20 protein-coding genes are annotated in these 15,535 nt (G+C 68.3%); 14 read left to right on the forward strand and 6 right to left on the reverse strand.

The genetic code is table 11. The features are described 5' to 3' along the window. Positions 1–14 precede the first annotated feature (14 nt). The 14 genes from ACIQVL_RS48405 to ACIQVL_RS48470 all read left to right on the forward strand — a co-directional run bounded on the left by ACIQVL_RS48405 (position 15) and on the right by ACIQVL_RS48470 (position 12,548). Entirely contained in the window at positions 15–956 is a 942-nt protein-coding gene (locus ACIQVL_RS48405; RefSeq protein WP_403478840.1) for a hypothetical protein, read from the forward strand. Continuing rightward, positions 953–2,056, forward strand: a complete 1,104-nt coding sequence (locus tag ACIQVL_RS48410) for a hypothetical protein (protein ID WP_403478841.1) — start codon at positions 953–955, stop codon at positions 2,054–2,056. The genes ACIQVL_RS48405 and ACIQVL_RS48410 overlap by 4 nt, the downstream gene beginning before the upstream one ends. 1 nt (position 2,057) lies before the next feature. Further along, positions 2,058–4,832 carry a hypothetical protein gene (locus ACIQVL_RS48415; RefSeq protein WP_403478842.1) on the forward strand — a complete coding sequence of 925 codons (2,775 nt, stop codon included), beginning with the start codon at positions 2,058–2,060 and terminating at the stop codon, positions 4,830–4,832. A 13-nt stretch (positions 4,833–4,845) separates the two neighbouring features. Continuing rightward, positions 4,846–5,139, forward strand: a complete 294-nt coding sequence (locus tag ACIQVL_RS48420) for a hypothetical protein (RefSeq protein ID WP_403478843.1) — start codon at positions 4,846–4,848, stop codon at positions 5,137–5,139. 146 nt (positions 5,140–5,285) lie between these two features. Then, positions 5,286–6,113 carry a hypothetical protein gene (locus ACIQVL_RS48425; RefSeq protein WP_403478844.1) on the forward strand — a complete coding sequence of 276 codons (828 nt, stop codon included), beginning with the start codon at positions 5,286–5,288 and terminating at the stop codon, positions 6,111–6,113. A gap of 42 nt (positions 6,114–6,155) precedes the next feature. Further along, the gene (locus tag ACIQVL_RS48430) at positions 6,156–7,421 is read left to right on the forward strand and encodes a peptidoglycan-binding protein (RefSeq protein WP_403478845.1); all 1,266 of its coding nucleotides are present in this window, start codon (positions 6,156–6,158) and stop codon (positions 7,419–7,421) included. A 35-nt stretch (positions 7,422–7,456) separates the two neighbouring features. Next, entirely contained in the window at positions 7,457–7,816 is a 360-nt protein-coding gene (locus ACIQVL_RS48435) for a hypothetical protein (protein WP_403478846.1), read from the forward strand. A 41-nt stretch (positions 7,817–7,857) separates the two neighbouring features. Further along, the gene (locus ACIQVL_RS48440) at positions 7,858–8,205 is read left to right on the forward strand and encodes a hypothetical protein (RefSeq protein WP_403478847.1); all 348 of its coding nucleotides are present in this window, start codon (positions 7,858–7,860) and stop codon (positions 8,203–8,205) included. Positions 8,206–8,273: 68 nt separating this feature from the next. Continuing rightward, the gene (locus ACIQVL_RS48445; RefSeq protein WP_403478848.1) at positions 8,274–8,933 is read left to right on the forward strand and encodes a hypothetical protein; all 660 of its coding nucleotides are present in this window, start codon (positions 8,274–8,276) and stop codon (positions 8,931–8,933) included. A gap of 14 nt (positions 8,934–8,947) precedes the next feature. Then, the gene (locus tag ACIQVL_RS48450) at positions 8,948–9,388 is read left to right on the forward strand and encodes a hypothetical protein (protein WP_403478849.1); all 441 of its coding nucleotides are present in this window, start codon (positions 8,948–8,950) and stop codon (positions 9,386–9,388) included. Positions 9,389–9,392: 4 nt separating this feature from the next. After that, entirely contained in the window at positions 9,393–10,610 is a 1,218-nt protein-coding gene (locus ACIQVL_RS48455) for a hypothetical protein (protein ID WP_403478850.1), read from the forward strand. Positions 10,611–10,616: 6 nt separating this feature from the next. Beyond that, complete coding sequence (locus ACIQVL_RS48460) at positions 10,617–10,895, forward strand: hypothetical protein (protein ID WP_403478851.1); 279 nt, start codon at positions 10,617–10,619, stop codon at positions 10,893–10,895. A gap of 334 nt (positions 10,896–11,229) precedes the next feature. Further along, positions 11,230–11,520, forward strand: coding sequence for a hypothetical protein (locus tag ACIQVL_RS48465; protein WP_403478852.1), 291 nt, complete (start codon positions 11,230–11,232; stop codon positions 11,518–11,520). Continuing rightward, positions 11,517–12,548, forward strand: a complete 1,032-nt coding sequence (locus ACIQVL_RS48470; RefSeq protein ID WP_403478853.1) for a site-specific integrase — start codon at positions 11,517–11,519, stop codon at positions 12,546–12,548. Before ACIQVL_RS48465 ends, ACIQVL_RS48470 begins: the two co-directional genes overlap by 4 nt. Here the strand turns inward: ACIQVL_RS48470 and ACIQVL_RS48475 are convergent. The 6 genes from ACIQVL_RS48475 to ACIQVL_RS48500 form a co-directional block, all read right to left on the reverse strand. Continuing rightward, the gene (locus tag ACIQVL_RS48475) at positions 12,543–12,848 is read right to left on the reverse strand and encodes a hypothetical protein (protein ID WP_403478854.1); all 306 of its coding nucleotides are present in this window, start codon (positions 12,846–12,848) and stop codon (positions 12,543–12,545) included. The genes ACIQVL_RS48470 and ACIQVL_RS48475 overlap by 6 nt on opposite strands. A gap of 77 nt (positions 12,849–12,925) precedes the next feature. Next, positions 12,926–13,780 (reverse strand): hypothetical protein, encoded by an 855-nt coding sequence (locus tag ACIQVL_RS48480; protein ID WP_403478855.1) that lies wholly within the window; start codon positions 13,778–13,780, stop codon positions 12,926–12,928. A 267-nt stretch (positions 13,781–14,047) separates the two neighbouring features. Continuing rightward, a complete protein-coding gene (locus ACIQVL_RS48485; RefSeq protein WP_403478856.1) occupies positions 14,048–14,491 on the reverse strand; it encodes a hypothetical protein in 444 nt (147 codons plus the stop codon). A gap of 12 nt (positions 14,492–14,503) precedes the next feature. Further along, on the reverse strand, positions 14,504–14,704 hold the full coding sequence (locus ACIQVL_RS48490; protein WP_403478857.1) for a DUF6011 domain-containing protein: 201 nt from the start codon (positions 14,702–14,704) through the stop codon (positions 14,504–14,506). 10 nt (positions 14,705–14,714) lie between these two features. Beyond that, positions 14,715–15,086 (reverse strand): ParB N-terminal domain-containing protein, encoded by a 372-nt coding sequence (locus tag ACIQVL_RS48495; protein ID WP_403478942.1) that lies wholly within the window; start codon positions 15,084–15,086, stop codon positions 14,715–14,717. Positions 15,087–15,217: 131 nt separating this feature from the next. Next, positions 15,218–15,535, reverse strand: coding sequence for a hypothetical protein (locus tag ACIQVL_RS48500; protein WP_403478858.1), 318 nt, complete (start codon positions 15,533–15,535; stop codon positions 15,218–15,220).

Consider the following 15,535-nt stretch of genomic DNA (forward strand, 5'->3'; position numbering starts at 1 on the left):
AGGAGCGCCACGTCATGACCTTGATTCCCCAGCCCATCATGGTGAACGGGGCCACGCACAGCGCTCAGACCTTCCGCATGCTGGTGCGTGACCTGGCCCGAGGCAACGAAGGCATCACCCAGGGCGACGACCTGAAAGTGACCCAGCGGACCACTCCGGGCGGCGGCGTGTCCATCAGCGACGGGTCCGGGGTGGTCCGCGGCCGCGCGAACACTTTCCAGGGCTCCTACGCGGTGTGCAACATCGGCGTCGACAACTCCGTGAACATCGCGGCCACCTCTGGCACGGGCCGTTCCGACATGGTCATCCTGCGAGTCGAAGACCCCGAGTACGAGGGCGTCCTGAACCCGGCCACCGACGCCATCGCCTACTTCCAGGTCATCTCCGGTGTCTCCTCCAGCGCGACCGCCATCCCCGACGGGCGTACCGGCATCCCCCTCGCGCGCATCGACATCCCCTCGTCGACGTCGACCATCACCAACGCGATGATCACCGATCTGCGGAAGGTCGCCAACCCGCGCCGCGACCGCACCCTCTACACCCAGTCCCCGGCCTCTATGTCCAGCCAGATCGGCGGCACCAGCGGCAGCTACTCGTACTTCTCCACCGCCGCCGGATGGACCATCGCCGTCCCCGACTGGGCCACCACCGCGAAGATCCGCCTCGACATCGCCGGTTTCCGCCTGACCGCCGGCGCCATCTTCGGGGACCTGCGGGCCACGTTCGGGGCGTCGCTGTCCATGCAGCCCGTCGTCATCGACGACAACCAGGGGACAGGCACCCGCCGCATCGTCGGGATCGCCGCCGACACCCTCACCATCCCCTCCGCGTACCGCAGCACCAGCCAGCTGCTGCGCGCGCAGTTCGCCGGTTTTTCCGGGAACGCGGGCACCGTCAGCGTCGACTCGTCCTCCACGCTCATCGCGGACGTTGAGTTCTTCGAGGCGCCCCGATGACCTTCCCCGACCGGGTCCTGACACAGAACGCGCTCACCGGGGCGTGGCTGTCCACCGCTCTGCCGGTCCTCGACCTCGAGTACGGTGACGAACTGTCCGGACCCGGCTCCCTGAACGGGAAGCTGTCCCCGCGTCTCCTGGGATCCGATCCGCTGGTCGTCGATCCCGGGAACACGTTCATCTTCGTCGAGTCGGCCGGCCAGTTGCAGTGGGGCGGCATCGTCTGGGACGTCCGCGCCCAGGGCTCCGACTACACCATCGAAGCCGCATCATGGTCGTCCTACCTGCAAAAACGCTACGACCTGGACGGGGAGCACGGCGGCCGCGGCCCCTACACGTACGCGGACCGCTGCCAGGTCATCCGCAACATCTGGACCTATGCCCAGTCCGCCGCGGACGGCAGTATCGGCGTCGCCGTTGACGCCACCACCTCCACTTCCACGGTCGGCACCCCCAGCGACGTCTACCACTCCAACCGGTGGGAGATGCCCTGCCTGGGCGACCAGGTCGACGACATGGTCTCTGGTGATGCGACACCGGAGTACACGTGCGCCACCTCGTGGAACACCAGCAAGACCGACGTGGTCAAGCGGATCCGGCTGGGCTGGCCACGCCTCGGGGCCCGCCGCACGGACGTCGAGTTCTCCTCCGGTGTGAACATCATCGACGAGCCTGAAGACGCCCTCTCCGGCGACGAGTACGCCCAGGTCGTCGCCGCCGCCGGCTCCGGGGAAGGGCGCGCCCGGCTGCAGCAGATCTCCGCCGTACGCAACGGCCGGCTGCGCCTGGAGCACGTCCTCGACCTCCCGGACGTCAACGGCAACGACATCCTGAAAGCCCGCGCCGACCAGGAACGCACATGGCGGCAGACCACCGTCCGCGGCTCCGTCGACGAGGTCACCATCCGCGACACCGCGGCCGCCCCGTTCGGGTCCTACCAGATCGGCGACGACGTCTACACCCGCGTGCACAACCCGTGGACCTCCTACACAGGCTGGTGCCGGATCACCGGGTGGACTCGCAAGCCGCAGGCACAGGGCGGCCCTCAGACCGTCGTCTCTCTCAAGCCGGCCGACTCCTACCAGTACGGGGGCGTGTGACGTGGACATCGGGAAGAAGATCGCCCAGTTGGAGCGGGACATCGCCACCCTCCAGCGTTCTCCTCGCCTGACGCACGCATCGCTCGAGAACACCGCACTGACGGTGTACGACGGAGCAGGGAGCCTGCGGGCGATCGTCGGCCTGCAGGGGGATGGCACCACCGGCGTCACCATCGTCAACGGTCCCCCGCCGGCGCAGCCGTCACCGCCGATCGTGGCCTCGGTCCTGGGCGGGGTCACCGCATCCTGGGACGGGGGCTTCGCCGACGGATCCACGCTGCCCCTGGACTGGGCCCGCACCGAGGTCCACGCCTCCACCACCGCCGTGTACGAGCCGACGCCGTCCACGCTGCAGTCCACGATCGAGACCGCACAGGGCGGCACCGTCGTCATCCCCTGCAGCACGCCCGTGTACGTCCTGCTGGTGGCCCGCAACACCTCCGGGACTGCCGGCACGGCCTCGGCGATCGTCGGCCCCTACGGGCCCGCACCGGTCGTCGCCGACGACGTCCTGGACGGCATCGTCACCACCGTGAAACTCGCCGACGACGCGGTCACCGAGGCGAAAATCGCGGCCGCGGCGGTCGGATCCACCGAGCTCCAGGCCGGTGCGGTCCTCGAGGAGAAACTCGCCGCGAACGCGGTCACCACCGGCAAACTCGCCGACCTTGTCATCACCGACACCAAACTCGCCGCCGCCGCCGTCACCGCCGCCAAGGTCGCGGTCGCAGCCATCACCGCGCCTGCCATCCAGGACGGCGCGGTCGTCGCAGGGAAGATCGCCGCGAACGCGGTCACCGCCACCACGATCGCCGCCGGATCCGTACAGACTGCGGCACTGGCCGCGGACTCGGTCGCCGCAGGGAAGATCGCCGCCGACGCAGTCACCGCCCGCGAATTGGCCGCCTCCTCCGTCACCGCGTCCGAGATCGCCGCGAACGCGGTCACGGCGGCCGCCATCGCCGCGGGCGCCATCACCACCGACAAGCTGACCGTCACCGGCGGCGCGAACATCCTCTCCGACCCCAGCTTCGAGGGCGCCTACAGCGCCAGCCTGGTGTCCGGCAGCAGTAGCTTCTCCATCGACGCCACCGGCAACGGATCCGCACACTCCCTGAAGGTCAACTCGGTCGCCGGATCGGCCACCACCCGGTCCCTGAAAATCACCACCCTCCCAATCCTGGCCGGCGACCAGCTGTACCTGGCGTTCGACTACCTGACCACCAGCGACTACACCAGCACCGCCATCGTCAAGCTGTACGCCCGCTGGGAGGACAGCACCGGTGCCGTCCTCGGCTACGGAGTCGCCCAGGGCAACCCGCCAGTCCTCGGCGGCAGCACCTGGACTAGGGCCACCACCACCGCGACCGCGCCCGCCAGCACGGTGCAGGCGACGATCTGGGCCGAAAGCAACGCAGCATCCGCGGGAGCGGTGTGGTGGGACAACGCCGCCGTCCGCCCGGTCTCGGCCAGCACCCAGATCCAGGACGGCGCCATCACCACCGCGAAGGTGGCCGCGCTCGCCATCACCGCTGCACAGATCGCCGCCGACGCTGTCGCCGCAGGGAAGATCGCCGCTGATGCGGTCACCGCACGGGAGATCGCGGCACTCACCATCACCGCCGCCGAGATCGCAGCGAACGCCATCACCGTCGGAAAGATCCAGGCAGGATCCGTCGACGCCACCGCGCTCGCCGCCGACGCCATCACCGGCAAGACCATCACCGGCGGCACCATCACCGGTACCACCATCACCGGCGGCACACTGCAGACCGGCACCAGCGGCGAACGCATCACCCTCAACGAGGCGGCCGCGAACAAGGTCCTCGTCTACAACTCCAGCGGCGTCGCCATCGGTGAACTGTCCTCCCGAGGCCTCCTCGTTGCGGGAACCACCGGAGCCGTCATCTGGGTCAACCCCAACGCGACGCTCCCACAGTTCCTCCTCCAGAACGCCAACGGCTCCAACTCGGCGTACATCCAGATGGCCGACCCCACCGGCAGCGACGCCAACATCCAGATGGTCACCGGAACGTTCACCGCCGACACGTTCACCGACCGGTGCTGGCGCCAGTACATGGGCAACGACTTCGCCACCATCGAACGCATCCGCCGCAGCAGCTCCACCGCCAACCGAGGCGGCCGCCTCAACCTCCACGCCGACTACGCCGAGATCGGCTACATGGACGCCGCGAACAGCGGCAACGCCGGCTACCTCTACCACGAGCCCGGGGCCGTCACCACCAAGGGCCGCCACACCGTCACCCCCCAGGCAGCCAGCAGCAGCGACGCCCTCTACATCAACGCGTTCACCGGACACACCGGGAACCTTCTCAGGGCCGGCCTGAACGGAACCGACAAACTCACCGTCGACAAGGACGGCAACACCACCGCCACCGGCACCATCATGGCCGCCTCAACCAGCACCACCAGCGGCCTCAGCGCAGCCAGCGGATTCACCATCAGCAACTTCTACGCCTACCGGTTCGGCAAGGTCGTCGCACTCGACCTGTACATGCATCGCTCCGGCACCACCATCACCGCCACCACCGGCAACATCTCCGACACCCCGATCGCCACAGTCCCCTCCGGATGGCGGCCCACACACTCCGTCATCAACGGATCATGGGATGACGGCACCAGCAGCGGTGGCTGGGTCATCGGCACCGACGGCATCTGCACCCTGCGCACCGCATCCAGCGACATCGTCGGCGACGCCACCTCCGCCGGAAACGGACGCAATATCCGCCTGCACATCACCTTCATCCAGGACTAGAAAGGCCACCCGTATGCTGACCAGGCCCACCGAAGGCACCTTCAACCGGCTCACCGTCAAAGTCAACGCGGGCACCAACCCCGACGACTCCATGGACCTCTTCCCGGTCCCCCTGACCTTCGACTCCTTCTCCCTGGACTCCCTCGAAGACCAAGACATCGACGCCATAGTGCAGGTCATCGTGAACCGCATCAACGCCGTCCACCCCGACTACATCGTCACGGTGTCCAAGTCATGGACCGGCACCAACACCGAACCCCTCGAAACCGTGTACACCCCGCCGGCCGCACCGGACTCTGGCGCGTAATAGCCCGAGGGAACATACGCTCCGGCCGCCTCTACTCTGATCACGGGTGACCCTCCACCCACTCGCTGGATCCCCGAGGGACGACCGCACGCAGCGGTCCGCCACCACATTCACCTGGGCGCGGGGAGATCCAGGAGTACGGGCACGTGCCCGACCTCAAAATCAAGCAGTACGAGATGCACCCCAAGCTGGGCCGGCATCTCGTTCTCGATCGGCGCACCCTCGCCTACCGGCGCCCCTACAGCGGCGAGCCCCTGAAGCCCGCCGAGTGGGAACCCACCGTCCCGGTCCTCGACCAGGAAGACCTCCTCGCGCAGGGCATCCGCACCAGCCAGATGTTCCAGGGCGTCGAAGACGTCGACGCACTTGGATCCTGCACCGGCAACGCGGGCACCGAACTGATCTCCACCCTGCACGATGCGAAGACCCTGAAGGACGCCGGCCTGGACGTCACCGACCCGGTCGCCGCGGAGAAGTGGGCCATCGGCCTCTACTCGGACGCCTCCCACCGCGACCAGTGGATGGACCAGAACTGGCCCACCACCGACTGCGGCTCCTCCGGCCTCGGCGTCGCCAAGGCCCTGCGATCCCGCGGCCTGATCGACCAGTACGGGACTGCCACCACCGCCCTCGAGCTCTGCCGCGACCTGCAGAACGGCGGACTCCTCGCCGGCATGCCCTGGTTCAAGGCTTGGTTCGAGCCGGTCGGCGCCTCCGCGCTCTTGGACGACATCCCGAACTGGGAGAAGTCCCCGATCGCCGGCGGCCACGAGCTGTACATCAGCGCCCTTGAGCAGGTCCGCCAGACCGCCACCGGCCGCATCGACTACAAGCGCACGATCATTCGCCTGCGGAACCACTGGACCCGCTCATTCGGTGACAACGGCTCGTTCCGCATGTCGCTCGCCGTCTACCAGAAGATCCGCAAGCAGGTCGACCTGTTGCAGCCGCGTGTGGACGCCTCCCGCCACTGACCCACCCCCCACCTTCCCCCGCCCCAACCCGAGGAGAACGTCATGGGCGAGCCCCGCCCGATCGAAGAGGACATCAGCCAGGACCGGCAGGCCCAACTGCTCACCTCCACCGGCAACGGTCCGACCGTCGGCAACGAGGAGGAACTCCTCGCCGCCGAGTTCGGGCCGGCGGACGCCGACGGGGTCTACGGTGCCCCTGCGGATCCCGGCGCCGACACCGCCGAGGACGGCGACGAGCCGCGGCAACTCGGCAAGAACACCGGCGGCCTGGAGAAGATGATCCAGGCGATGGAGGCGTGGCTGGGCACCGGTGAGCCCAACGCGATCCAGGCCTGGTACCGCGAGCGCAACGGCAGCGCCTACACCGGCAACTGGCCTTGGTGCGACGCCACGGTCACGAACGCTGCTTTCACCAGCGACAACTACGACGCCGTCTGCTTCGGCACCGACTACGCCTACACCGTCGCCCACGCCGCCCGCTTCGACGCAGCGAAGCAGTGGACGCCGATGACCAACGGCATCCTCAAGTCCGGGATCCGCCGCGGCGACATCATCTTCTTCGACTGGGACGGCAGCTCCAGCATCGGAGCGATCGACCACGTCGGTGTCGTCACCAGCGTCTCCACCGACGGCCAGTACGTGTACACGATCGAGGGCAACACGGCGAACGTGTGCGCCCGCCGTGTCCGCGTCGTCCACGACATCGCCGGCTACGGCCGCCCCAAGTACCAGACGCCCACCGGTGTCACCGCGACCACGCCGGCCCGCTACCAGGTCACCATCAACAAGCTGGTCTACGGGTACGGCGCCAAGGGCGGCCACATCACCGCGGTCCGGAACGCGCTGACGAAGGACGGGTTCGGCAAGAACGCCACCACGGAGGCCTCGTGGTCGGACGCCGACACCGAGAACTTCTCCGACTTCCAGAAGTCCCTCGGCTACAAGGGCACGAAGCCCGGCCAGGACGCCGACGGCGTACCCGGGGCCACGTCGCTGGTGAAGCTGCTGGGCAAGCTGCCCGCCCCGGCTGCCAAGCCGAAGCCGAAGCCGGTCGCGCAATACGAGCCGTTCCCCGGTGAGGGCTTCTTCCACGCTGGCCGCCACAGCCCGATCATCACCGCGATGGGCAGACGCCTGGTCGCCCTCGGCTTCGGCCGCCACTACACGTCGGGCCCCGGCCCGAACTGGACGAACGCCGACAAGGCCAACGTTCGCGACTTCCAGCTGTCCCGGGCTGACCTCAAGGGCGACCCGGACGGCATCCCCGGCCCCAAGACCTGGGCCGCGCTCCGCGTTCCGAAGGTCTGAACACCCAACCCACCCCTCCCACCAAGGAGACCACCGTGTCCACCATCAAGATCTTCGGGCGGGAGCCGGCCGCTTGGCTGGCCCTGTTCGCCGTCGCCGTGAAGCTGTTCTCGGCGTTCGTCATGAACGTCGACACCGACACCCAGGCCTGGGTCAACGCTGTCGCCGCAGCCGCCATGGGCATCGTCATCGCCCTGATCACCAAGGACGGTCTCGTCGCCGCGATCCTCGGCTTCGTCCAGGCCGGCATCGCGCTCGCCGTCGGGCTCGGCGTGCACTGGGACGTCAACACCCAGGCCCTGGTGCTGTCCGCGGTCTCTCTGCTGCTCGGCGCCTACGACCGTACGCAGGTCACTGCCCCGATCACGCGCGAAGGCCTGCGCCTGGCCGCCTGATCGGCCCCCCTTCCCTCTCTACCCCCACATCGGAGTAAGCCGTGAGCGATGATCTGTCCTTGGGCGAGTTGGGGCGGATCATCCAGGGTCTGCGATCGGATGTCCGCGACGACATGACCGAGATCCAGCGAAGGCTGGACCGGCTCGTCTCGCTGGACGTCTACAACGTGGAGAAGGCGGCGATGTCGAAGGACATCGCCGACCTCACCAAGGTCGTAGACCAGTTGTCTGTCAAGCACGACCAGGACATCAAGAACGTCCGGGACCAGCGCGACAAGGACGCCGACCGGGTCACGCAGACCCGCCGGTGGATGGTCGGCACGGTCCTCATTCCGCTGCTGGGCCTAGTCCTCCCAGTGATCATCTTCCTGGTTGGAGGGAAGAATTGACTCCCCCGAGGCCTGGCAGCCGGGTGGAAACACGCAACCGGCACCGCCGGGGCAATCTGATCGCCGCAGTGGCAATCGCGCTGATGGCCGGCGTTCTGGCACTGGTCGTCACCACTTTCCTGATCCTCTCCGAGCAGTCCCAGCAGAAGGACCGCGACATCGACCGCCTAGCTGCGCAGGTGAAGTCGCTGGGCGGCACACCGGTGGCCGGCCCGCGTGGTGCGGCGGGTGCGGCGGGTCTGGTTGGCCCGACCGGGCCTGCCGGGTCCACCGGACCGTCCGGGTCATCCGGTGCGCCTGGTAAGCCGGGCAAGGACGGCAGTGACGGCAGCCCCGGCCCAGCGGGTTCGCCGGGCCCGTCCGGGGCGCCCGGAGCTGATTCCACCGTGCCGGGCCCAACCGGGGCCGCCGGGCAGGCGGGATCGGACGGGGCAGCAGGCAAGGACGGCAGCGACGGCAAGAACGGGTCGCCGCCCTCGTCGTGGACGTACACCGACGAATACGGCAACACCTACCGGTGCGTGCCGGTCGACGACTTCGACCCCGACGACCCCGAGTACACGTGCACGCAGACGTCCACGGCCAGCCCACAACCTTCGGCCACCTCGTCTCAGGAACCCAGCCCAACTGATAACGCCTCGTCCGGACTGCTCCAACTCAACCTGCTCGGCCGGCGTACCTCGTACATGCGCTCCGCGCGCCCCCAACCCAGTCACACCGACGTGTAAAGGAGTGAGAACAGATGGCCAACATCGTTTTCAACGTCGCCCTCGGAAGACTCGCTCAGTACGGCGACCTCTCCGCCGCAGCCGACTCGCTGATCGCTGTCCCGTTCGCCGCCGCTGGCCTTCCGACCGACGCGACGATGCGGGACTATGCGACGCTCGCCGCAGTCAAGGGCGGCGCGACAGAGCAGACCACGCTCGGCCGGAAGACCCTGGCGAACGTCACCGTCACCGTCGACAACACCAACGACCGCGTCGCGATCGACTGCGACGACATCGTCTGGACCGCAACCTCTGGGGCGGCGATCGGCGCGGTCGTCATCTGCTACAAGCCGGACACTGCCAGCGCGGACAGTGCGGTCATTCCGATGACCAAGCACGACGTGGCCATGACCCCGGACGGCACCGACTACACCCTGAAGGTCACCGACTTCGCCCGGACTAGCTCCGCCGCCTAGTACCGTGACCAGCTTCAGCGACGACTTCAACCGGGCCAACAGCACCGATCTGGGCACCGGCTGGGTTGAGGTGTCCGGAGACTGGTCGATCGCCTCCAACCAGCTCTCCCCGGGCGCGGCCGGCGGCACGATCATTCTGCGTGCCGCTACGGCGATGACCACGTCCGACCACTATGCGCAGGTCACCATCGCCGCCACCGCGGTGGCCAGTCAGGGCGTGTGGGCCAGGGGCAACAGCAACATCAGCCAGGGCTACCTGCTCCGCAACAACGGCAGCAGTTGGGATCTCTTCAGCGTCGTCGGCGGAAGCTTCACCGTGATCGGCACGTATGCCGTTGCCGCCGCTGCCGGTGACGTCATGAAGGTCCAGGCGGTCGGTAGCACCATCAAGGGCATCATCAACGGGGTCGAGAGGATCTCGGTCGTCAACACCGCCGTCACAACGGGCACGTCCGTCGGCATCCGCTCCGACTCGACAAGCGGAGTCCGCTATGACGACTTCTCCGCCGCAGACATCACCTCCGGCTCGACCATCGGCATCGCCTCCGCGACCGAGACAGCACAGGCCCTCACCGGCAGCAAAACCACCGCCCTCACCGGCGCAGCCGCATCCGAGACCGCCCAGCCCCTGGCCGGCGCGAAGACGTCCACCCTCAACGCTGCTGCCGCCACCGAGACCGCACAGGCCCTCAGCGGATCGAAGACCACCACCTTGGGGGCGGTCGGCGCGTCCGAGGACGCACAGCCACTGACCGGCACGAAGACGGCATCACTCACCGCCGCGGCAGGCGTCGAAGCCGCCCAGCCGCTCGTAGGGTCGAAGACCGCCGTCCTGGGGACGGCAGACGTGTCGGAGGCCGCGCAGCCTCTCACCGGCGCCAAGTCCTCCGTACTGGGAACCGCGGTGGAGACCGCGGACGCGCAACCGCTGGCCGGAGCGAAGACTGCACCGCTGCTGGCCGCGTCCGAGACGGACACAGCTCAGCCCCTGACGTCCGGGCTGGGCCAGACCCTGGAGCCCGCAGGTGCTGTCGACGTGGCGATGCCCCTGGTCGGAGTCAAGACCGGTGCGCTGGGCCCTGCGCTGGAGGTCGATACCGCGCATCCACTGACCGCGCCGTCGACGGTCGTACCCAGTCCGGAACGCACCTACAAGATCCCTGCCGAAGGCCGCCGCCTCGTCGTGGCCGCCGAAGACCGCACCGTCATCGTCCGGAGGTAGCCCGCCGTGGCCAACAGTTACACCAAAGATCCCGCAGCGCTGTTGGATTACAGCTGGGACTGGTCGGGGTGGCTTGCTGATGTCGGCGACACGATCAGCACTGCGACGGTCACCGTGCCCGCCGGGCTGACAGCCGTCGGGGCGCCGACCGTTTCCGCTACCACGGTCACCCAGCGCGTGTCGGGCGGGGCCACCGACCAGTCCTACAGGATGGTCTGCCAGATCACCACGGCCGGTGGGCTGGTTGATGAGCGGTCGATGTTCCTGACGATCAACGACAGGTAGATGACTGCCCGGCCGTGAGTGGCGGTGGGTGACTGACCGCCCGTACGTACGATGACGGCATGAGCTCTCCTGCCAGACCGAAGCCGCCCGCACCCGAGTGCCCGCCGAACCTGGTGGGCCCGTGCCGCAGCTGTCAGCAGCCGTGCCACCGGTACGGGCCGGGCGGGCACCCGCTGTGCGTGCTGTGCACCGCAGACCTGGAAGCGTGGCGGGCCGGACGGAAGTAGGACCCACTCTTAGGATCGTTTCTGGCGAAGAATCGAACGATTCGAACGGGCTGCGCTGGCCCACGATAAGCTCACATATCGCCAGGGAAGATCGGTAGAATGTGACCATGACTCAGGCCGACGCCTACACCCCGCCGCCCGCCAAGACCATGGACGACATCGACAAGGTCGCCGACTTCATCAAAGCCCGCGTCTGGCCGCTGCCCAACACAGTCCCGCTGAAATCTGACCAGGAACGCGCCTTCCAGGCACTCCTTGACCTACTGGCCATGCTGAGAGGCAGCGCCAAGTCACAGATCGCGCGAGGCGACGATCCGTCGATGGAGCACTTCCAGTTGGTGACAGCGGCCCGCCAGTGGCGCGACCACCCCGACTTCCTGCCCGAGTGGCGCTCATGAGTGACAGCCTGCCCGCGAGACCCGCCGCCGCGTCGCTGCTGCCCGAGCAGTTCGACGATCAGCTCCGCGCCCGCCTCACTGCCCTCGACGCCGCCAGCGACGACCACGCCGCCGACCAACGCCCCGACAACACCACCCGTTCCTACGCCAGCGACTGGAAGACCTGGGAAGCTTTCTGCACCCAGCTCCAGATCCCACCCACCGCCGCCACCCGCGGCACCCTCCGGGCGTTCGTCGACTACCTGTGGAACCGCGAACAGCGCGCCTACTCCACCATCGACCGCAAGCTCGCCGGAGTCGTCGTTACCCTACGGCGGCCGCCGTACAACGTCCTCGTCGACCCCGACGCCACCCGCGCCGCCCGCGAACTCCTCAAGGACTACCGCAAGAAGGCCGAAGCCGCCGAGGAACCCGCCCGCGGCCGCGGCAAGGCACCCGCCATGCGCCTGGTCGACCTCCGGCTCATCGTCTCCAAGTGCGACACCGACATCTTCGGCCTCCGCGACCGCGCCATGATCCTGCTCGGCTTCTCCATCGCCGCCCGCCGCGCCGAGCTCGCAGGCCTGCGCCTCCGCAACATCCGAGACGACGCCAACGGGCTCCTGGTCGACGTCCGCGTCTCCAAGACCGAACCCCGCACCGTCGCCGTGCCCCACGGCAAGAACCCGGAGACATGCCCCGTGAAGGCATGGAACGCCTGGCGCACCGCCGCAGGCATCACCGACCCCGACCGGCACGCCTTCCGCCGCATCCACCACACCGGCGCCGTACAACCCCAAGGCCTCACCCCACAGCGCGCCGGCGACCTCATCACCGCCGCCGGCCTCCGCGCCGGGTTCGAGGAACTCTTCACCGGCCACTCCGTGCGCTCAGGCATGGCCACCGAAGCACGCCGCGCCGGAAAGGACCGCAAGGCCATCGCCGCCGTCACCGGCCACGCCGACGGCTCCAAGGTCCTCGACGGCTACATGCAGATCGTCGACCAGTGGGACCCCGACGACAACGCCCTGATCGGTATCGGTCTATGACGGCCCGTCGGGGGCCGGGAGCGCGTCCCGCAGGTAGAGGGGCAGGGCCTGGCGGACGTCCGGTCCCGCCTCCCAGCCGGCGGCCGCAAGTTCGTCGGCGGCCACCGTCACCGTGGTCCCCGTGTCCGTACGCACGGTCGCCCGGAACGTTTCCCCGCTGCGGGCCGGACTGTGCGCCAGGTGGCCGGCCAGCACCGCCCGGGCAATGTCGGCAGGCGCCGCGCTGGTGGTGGCCCGGCCGTAGCCTCGGGACATCCACACCCAGCTGAACGGCTCCAGTAACTCGATTTCCCAGGTCAAACGCACTGGGCTGTCTTCGCAGGTCATACTGACGATCCTGCCCACCCGAGTACGTCCGCGCCGCCGGTACTGGCGGGTTACTTGTCGGGGGTGTCCCAGAACCCGGTGTGGGCGATGGCATCGGCGGTCACCGGGGGGTTCCGCTGGGCGAGCGTGGGCTGAGTGGAGCAGATCTGCTGCACCAGTTTGTTGGGGTACTCGGCGGTGATGGGGCGGCCCCCCTGGCCCAGGATGAGGGTGTGGACGCCCTCGGCGGGGCGGATGCGGTGCGGCAGGTACGTCTTCAACGCGGCGACGGTCAGCGGCTCGAGGACGTGTTTCTTGCCGACGGCCTCGTACTCGTAGTCCGGGGCGCGGACCTCCCAGGTGCCGTCCTGGAGGTCGTAGAGGTGGCGGATGTCGACGCGGGTGACCTCAGCGGGGCGGAGGCCTTCGAGGAGGAGGAAGGCAACGAGCCGGTCACGGAGGTAGTGGCGGGCGTTGTCGGGCCCCCACATGCCGATGCAGTAGATGAGGAGGTTGCGTTCTTGCGGGGTGAGGCGGCGGGGCGGGTTGGCGTCGCGGTCGACTCCGGAGCGCAGCATCGTCAGGTCGGGGACGAGACGGATCGCACCGTGCTGTTTGGCGGCTTCGTAGTACTGGGTGAGGGCGGTGATGCGCCTGTCGTGGGTGAGCGCTGCCGCGGGGTGGTGCTCGGCGACGTGGGCGAGGGCGTCGGGTCCGTCGAAGGGGCGGCCGCCGAGCTGGTCGGTGAGGTAGCCGGCGCACCATGCGGCAATGTCCTCGATGCCGGTGTCGAAGGGGTTGACCGGCGGGTTTTGGGCGGCGCACCAGGTGAGCCAGCGGGTGATCTCACGTTCGTACTCGATGCGGCTGGAGGAGCGCAGGGGCGCGGTGTCGAGCCAGTCGGTCAGGAGCACGGAGGGGTCCATGGGGGTATTGTGCCCGCACCCCACACAAGATCAATAGTTTCGGTAAAACCTCGGCACCACCACCCACTAAGGGATGTCGCGTGGGCGAGGGCCGGGTGGGCTCGGGCCGTGCACCACAACGAGCTGGCCGGGAGGTGGGGGCTCCCGAGGTTTTACGGAAAGATCACGTACAGGGTGGGACGGGGGCTGCGCGGGCCCCGTCCGGGATCGTGAGAACACGCTACGACCGAAACCGCGGACCGTTCCCCCCGATCCGTTCCCGGCGTGTCAGCGCTGTCGGTGCGCGGTCGTGTACTCGTGGATGACTGGGTGCCGACGGTACGGCAGCGAAGCCGTCACGACCGAAGGCCAGTCGACTGCCTGCCGCGTCAGATCTGCTGTCGGCTGCCGGTCCCAGTCGGGAGATCCCGTCCTGGTCGCGAGCAGGGCTTCCGCAAGGCACTCGCCGCACACGCCTGCAGCCTCACTCCAGTACCGGTCGGACTCCTTGCGGTCCGGGTGCAGTTGCGCGTGCCGCCAGGACGCCTCCATCAGCAGCCGGGGCCAGTCGACGGCAACGACGACGCGCTCCAGGACGGCGGCCATCGCCTCCTCCGTGGCGTCGTACTGCTCGGTCGGCATGGTCTCGCACTCGCCGCGGGCACCGTTCCAGACCTGCCGTCCGACGACGTCCTGCGTAAGCGTCTTCACGACCGCCATGAAATTGGGCACGTGCTGTCCTCTCTACAAACCGGGTATGGCGTCCTGGTCGACGTGGTGGTCGGGTGTGGTGGTGCGGTAGTCCGGATCGCAGATCCTGCCGAAGCCTCGGCGTCTGCTTTCCGGGTCGGTGAGTTCGTGGTGGCAGCCGACTCCCCGGCACCAGACGCGCCGGCGCAGGCCCGGGACGGGTCCGGTCAGGGTCTCCTGCTGCTGTTCGGCCATGGCGCCAGTGTCAGCCCGTGCGGGCGGCCTTGTTCCACCCGCGGTGGGTCCAGGTCTTGGTGGTGAAGTCGTAGATGCGGGCGCTGGCTTCGGGGTCGTCGGGTGCTTCGTCGGTGCAGGGAAGGTACTGGATGCTGAGGTCCTGGGCGGCTGCGATCCGGTGGAGTCCGTCGTTGATCTCGCCGTTGTGGATCCAGATGGGTGTGCGCAGGCCGTGGGCGCGGATGTCCTCTACCAGTTGGGGGTACCAGGTGTCCTTGCGCTTGTCCGGGAGGACGGCGGCGGCTCGGAAGTCGGGCATCTCCGGGTCGTCGGGCAGGTAGTAGTTGCCGCCGATGGCGTCGCAGGCGTCCATCTCCAGCAGGTCGGAGAGGGGCAGCATGTAGGTCACTGGATTCTCCCAGTTCACTGGATGGGCTGTACGCGTGACGAGTTCACGGGATACTCTTCACGCACGTGATCGGTATCAAGGCCACTACCCCGTGCGGGCGGTGGCCTTTGTCGTTCTGGGGTTCAGGAAGCCGGCCGGTGGTGGTCGACGAGCTCCCGTACCCAGACCGGCCACTCGGCGGGCTGGTCCAGGAAGTTGGGGTGCACGAAAGCCGTCTGGTGCTCGTCGTGGCTGACGACGTAGGCGATGCTGGCGACCTTGGTGGTCCGCTCCTGGTCGTCCTCGCCGGTGCGGGTCTCGTAGATGACCGCGATCTCCGTGACGAGGGCCAGATCGGGGTAGGCGGGGTTGTGGCCGAAGTCGATGGTGGCGGCTGCGTCGTCGATGCGGAGGCGCACGGAGTGGGTGTCGACGGTGCAGATGGTGGTGCTGGCGACCAC

The organism is Streptomyces sp. NPDC090499, assembly GCF_044769305.1.
Lineage (GTDB): Bacteria > Actinomycetota > Actinomycetes > Streptomycetales > Streptomycetaceae > Streptomyces.

Bases quoted from the DNA above. Each gene is read 5' to 3' on its own strand.
- ACIQVL_RS48450 (WP_403478849.1), top strand. From the start codon at position 8,948: ATGGCCAACATCGTTTTCAACGTCGCCCTCGGAAGACTCGCTCAGTAC.
- ACIQVL_RS48430 (WP_403478845.1), top strand. From the start codon at position 6,156: ATGGGCGAGCCCCGCCCGATCGAAGAGGACATCAGCCAGGACCGGCAG.
- ACIQVL_RS48410 (WP_403478841.1), top strand. From the start codon at position 953: ATGACCTTCCCCGACCGGGTCCTGACACAGAACGCGCTCACCGGGGCG.
- ACIQVL_RS48495 (WP_403478942.1), bottom strand. From the start codon at position 15,086: ATGCTGCCCCTCTCCGACCTGCTGGAGATGGACGCCTGCGACGCCATC.
- ACIQVL_RS48405 (WP_403478840.1), top strand. From the start codon at position 15: ATGACCTTGATTCCCCAGCCCATCATGGTGAACGGGGCCACGCACAGC.
- ACIQVL_RS48420 (WP_403478843.1), top strand. From the start codon at position 4,846: ATGCTGACCAGGCCCACCGAAGGCACCTTCAACCGGCTCACCGTCAAA.
- ACIQVL_RS48470 (WP_403478853.1), top strand. From the start codon at position 11,517: ATGAGTGACAGCCTGCCCGCGAGACCCGCCGCCGCGTCGCTGCTGCCC.
- ACIQVL_RS48465 (WP_403478852.1), top strand. From the start codon at position 11,230: ATGACTCAGGCCGACGCCTACACCCCGCCGCCCGCCAAGACCATGGAC.
- ACIQVL_RS48480 (WP_403478855.1), bottom strand. From the start codon at position 13,780: ATGGACCCCTCCGTGCTCCTGACCGACTGGCTCGACACCGCGCCCCTG.
- ACIQVL_RS48490 (WP_403478857.1), bottom strand. From the start codon at position 14,704: ATGGCCGAACAGCAGCAGGAGACCCTGACCGGACCCGTCCCGGGCCTG.